Here is a 3,961-nt window from a genome sequence, read left to right as displayed (position 1 = left end):
CCACCGGCCGGCCGTCCACCACCCCCCCGCCGACCCGGCCACCCCGAGCGCCGCGCGCCCCCCGCCGGGTGCCGCGCGGCCTTCGTGGTTCCCCTGGTGGACGCCGCGGAGATCAGGCCGAGGGCCGACCCCTACCGGACGTCGCCTGGGCCCAGCACAATCGCCCGTATGACGATCACCACGGGCGCCGCGCCGCCGCCCACGCGGAACAGGCCTGCCACGCTCGCCCGGGCGTTCCTCACGGGCGGTGTGACGGGGGTGTCCCTGGCGGCCGTCGTTGTCGGGATCGTCATGGGGCGTGTGCCGCTGATCGTCGGGGGAGGGTGCCTGCTCGCGGTCCATGTCCTGATCCGCCACCTCGCCGGCATGCCGGGGCGGGCCCGGGACGCGGCGGTCCCGCCGCGCCTGGCCCTCGCGATGATCGAGAGCGTGAAGGCCGTCGGAGGCGAGACGAGCGACATACCGGTGAGGTTCGACCTCACCGTCGCACCGGACGACGCACCCGCGTACCGTGTCGCGTTCACCCAGGTCGTCAACGTCGCCTACCTGCCTGACTACCGGCCGCGCGGCATCCTGGTCGTCCAGTACCCGCCGGACCGGCCGCTGAAGGTGAGGATCGTCAAACGCCCGACCCCGGAGTGGGAGGAGCGGGCGGCCGCGGCCTGCCTCGATTCCGCGCCCGGACCGGCCCGGGCGAACGACCCCGCAGAAGGCGCCGGCGCCACCCCGGTCGGATTCCTCGGTCTGCTGCTCGGCGCGGCCCTGGTCGTCCTGCTCTTCCGTGCGGATCTGTTCGCCGAGGACGGCACCAGCACCGCGCGGCCACCGGTCTCCACCTCCGGCACCTCCTCGGCGTCCACGACGACCGTCTCGTCGGCGACCGGCACGGTGGCCCTCGGATCCGGTCAGTCCTTCCTCGACGAAGGCAGGTTGGGCGGTTCCGTCGCCACGCTCGCCACAGGCGAGGACCGGCGGCGGGCGCTCACCGTCGCCGTCCAGGACCGCCTGCTGACGGTCGTCCTCGCCCCGACCGGCACCCCGGCGGGCTCCCGACTCGACCTGGACTCCCTGCCGTACGACCGTGTCCCCGCCCTGGTGCGGGAGGCCACGTCCACGCTCGGCGTCGGCACCCCGAACACCTGGCAGCTCACCGCCGACCGCCTGACCGGCACGGTCGTCCTCAGGGTCTCCGTGACCGGCTCCGAAGGCGCCGCCTACCTGGAGGCGGACGGGCAGGGCAAGGTCGTTCGGCGCGTCCCGGCAGGAGGCTGACCCATGGGCCGGCATGTGTATGCGGCGCTGTGGTGCGGGGTGTTCGGCACATGGGCGCTGGTCGGATACGGGATGTCGTTGGCCGGGATGAACCGGGCGCAGCGGACGGTCCGGGCGAAGGGGCGGATCGAGCGGGTGGGGGAGCCACGGCACGGAAGTTCCCCGGAGGACGGGATATCCGTGGTCGTCTCGTTCCGGGACCCGTCCACCGGGCAGGAGTTCACCGTCACCAACGACGGTGAGCGGGGCGAGAGGATCAGTGTGGCGTGGACGGGCCGGGAGATCGGCGTGTCCTACCCGCGCGGCAGACCCCACGCCGTCCGGTTCGCCAATCGGCTCTCCGAAGGCGGGCGCGGCCTCGGCTGGCCGAACTTCTCGCTCTTCCTCGTCTACGCCGGCCTGGTCGCCGTCGCCGTCGTCGACCGGGGATGGCCGTGGGCTCTGGTCGGCTTCTGCGGGCCCTGGGCCCTCTCGGGCCTGTTCCACCTGCCCGGGAACATCCGCGACCGGAACCGCCGTATCGACCAACTCGCCGCGATGGCCGCTGTACCCGGCCGGGTCGTCGCCGTCCTCAGGAGTGTCACCGTCGACTCCGACGACGGCCACACCGTGACCAACCTGATGCCGGTCGTCACCTTCACCACCCTGGACGGCAGGGAGGTCACGGCCTACTGCGAGTCCGGAATCCCCGACCCCGCCGGATCGCGGGGATCGGACCTCACGATCCACTACGCCCCCTTGGACCCGGCCGACTTCGTCCTGGACGTCGAGGCCGAACGCCGTTCCTGGAAGCGGGACACGGCCGTCAATGTGGTGGGTGTGCTGGTCGTGACGGCGGCGGCCGTGGTGGGGGTGGTCGCGCTGTGACCGGGAGCCTGCTTTCTTCCCCCCAGGAGGGCGGGCCGTGGTGTCCGGGTCGGGTGCGGTGCGTTCGGGGGACGGAGTGCGGTCAGTCGGGGCGGAAGCGCAGTGAGGGGGAGCCGTAGTAGAAGTGCGTCGTGGCGATCAGCGGGTCATGGGTCTGCCGGTCGGCGCGGGCCCACTCCTTGAGCCCCAGGTGCATGCCCTCCCCGGTCAGGATGCCGACCCTGCCGTCCCCGGCCCGGTTCAGCGTCCAGGTCTGCCGGGCGCCCCCGTCGCAGACGGCCTGGCGGACCGGGGCACCGTCGGTCGTGCCGCCGCTATGGGCCAGGCACAGCCCCGAAGCCGCGTTGCGCACCGCGATCCGGCGCCCCGCCCCTGCGGCCGGGACCAGGTCCCAGCTCTGGGCCGCGTTCCCCGTGCAGGGCGCCTCGCGCGGCTGCGCCCCGGCGGTCTGCGCGATGTCCATGCACAGCCCGGTGGAGTCGATACGCAGCCTGGTGCGGTTGACCGGCGGCACCGACGCGGAGGGGGCTGTGGCGGTCGGGGTGGCCGGTGCGGGGGAGCCCGTCGCGTCGGCGGAGCGGTCGACGGCGGACGGCGCGGGCGCGGGTGGTCGGACGGCGGTGCCGGGTGGGGGCACGGGCCATGGGGCGCTCTCGGGGGCGGCCAGGTGGACGGCGGTGCCGAGGGCGCCGGCGACCACCAGGGTGGCGGCGGTGAACGCGACCCACGGGGGAACGCCCGCCGGGGCCCCGGGCAGGGCAGTCGCGGCCGCCGGCCCTCCGGCCCCCGTTGCCCCTCCGGCTCCTGTTCCTCCGGCTCCCGTTCCTCCACCGGCCCCCATTGCCCCGGCGGCTCCGCCGACTGCCCCCGGCCCGGCCGGCAGCAGCAGCGGCAGCACGGCGCGTAGGCGGCTGTTGAGGTCCCTGATGTCGTCGAAGGCCGTCCGGCACGCGGTGCAGTCGGCCAGGTGGCCTGCGAGTGCCCGGTCAGGCCCCCGTCCGGAGCGGCGTACGGCCTTGGCCAGCAGCGCACTGTAGTGCTCGCACTCCGGGGAGCGGCCCGGCCGGTGGACATGGGCCGTCAGGTACGCCTCGCGCAGGCCCTCCCGGGCGCGTTCGGCCAGCGACCACACTCCGCTGGCGCTCAGCCCCAGCGCCGCGCCCGCGCTGTCGGCGGTGCGCTCCTCGACGACCGTGTGCCACAGCACCCGCTGCCAACGCTCCGGCAGGGAACGGAAACTGCGCGCCATCAAGGCCTCGCTCTCGCGGCGTAGCACGATCTGCTCGCCGCCGGCCGCCGCCGGCAACGGGGTCGTCAGTTCCTCGATGTCGTCGGTGGGTCGGGTGCGCCGGCCGCCGGCCGCCCAGTCGGCGGCCAGGTTGCGGACGGCGACGAGCAGGTAGGGGCGCCACGGGCCGGACGGGCCGGCGCCCGAGTGCACCCTGCTCAGCGTGCGGGTGAACGCCTCGGCGGTGAGGTCCTCCGCGGTGTGAGGGTCGTGGGTGCATGTACGGGCGTAGGCCAGGACGGCGGCGCGGTGACGGTCGTACAGTTCGGCGACCGCGCCGGGCGAGCCGTCCCTGGCCAGGGACGTCAGGTCGGTGTCGGGCAGGTCGGCGAGTGCGGTGCCGTCGGGGTCGTCCATGCTGCTCCTCCTCTGCGGCGGATCGCCGCCGGGGCCGGCGGGGTTGCCCCGGGTGCTGTCCGGCCGTGCCGCATCCTCGCATCCTGGCGATGGTCAGCCTGCTGGCCTTCCAGGCGAACGGCGCGCAGGAGCGCGCGGGCGGCCCCCGGCCGAGCGCCGCCGCCGGCTCCGCCTCCG

Annotated in this window: 3 protein-coding genes; 2 read left to right on the top strand and 1 reads right to left on the bottom strand. The window is 74.9% G+C overall.

The features are described from left to right. The first annotated feature begins 168 nt into the window (after nucleotides 1-168). Nucleotides 169-1,272 (top strand): hypothetical protein, encoded by a 1,104-nt coding sequence (locus ACWEQL_RS41540; RefSeq protein WP_452156683.1) that lies wholly within the window; start codon nucleotides 169-171, stop codon nucleotides 1,270-1,272. 3 nt (nucleotides 1,273-1,275) lie between these two features. Continuing rightward, nucleotides 1,276-2,139, top strand: a complete 864-nt coding sequence (locus tag ACWEQL_RS41535; RefSeq protein ID WP_452156681.1) for a DUF3592 domain-containing protein — start codon at nucleotides 1,276-1,278, stop codon at nucleotides 2,137-2,139. A gap of 82 nt (nucleotides 2,140-2,221) precedes the next feature. On the opposite strand, the gene ACWEQL_RS41530 is transcribed toward ACWEQL_RS41535, so the two are convergent. Further along, nucleotides 2,222-3,784, bottom strand: a complete 1,563-nt coding sequence (locus ACWEQL_RS41530; RefSeq protein ID WP_452156679.1) for a sigma-70 family RNA polymerase sigma factor — start codon at nucleotides 3,782-3,784, stop codon at nucleotides 2,222-2,224. Between the last annotated feature and the right edge of the window lie 177 nt (nucleotides 3,785-3,961).

The organism is Kitasatospora sp. NPDC004240 (assembly GCF_053603215.1).
The sequence above is the reverse complement of the archived record's forward strand: the minus strand, read 5'-3'. Positions and strand labels throughout refer to the sequence as shown.

Excerpts from the sequence above, each read along its gene's own strand:
- ACWEQL_RS41530 (WP_452156679.1), bottom strand. The coding sequence starts at position 3,784 with ATGGACGACCCCGACGGCACCGCACTCGCCGACCTGCCCGACACCGAC.
- ACWEQL_RS41535 (WP_452156681.1), top strand. The coding sequence starts at position 1,276 with ATGGGCCGGCATGTGTATGCGGCGCTGTGGTGCGGGGTGTTCGGCACA.
- ACWEQL_RS41540 (WP_452156683.1), top strand. The coding sequence starts at position 169 with ATGACGATCACCACGGGCGCCGCGCCGCCGCCCACGCGGAACAGGCCT.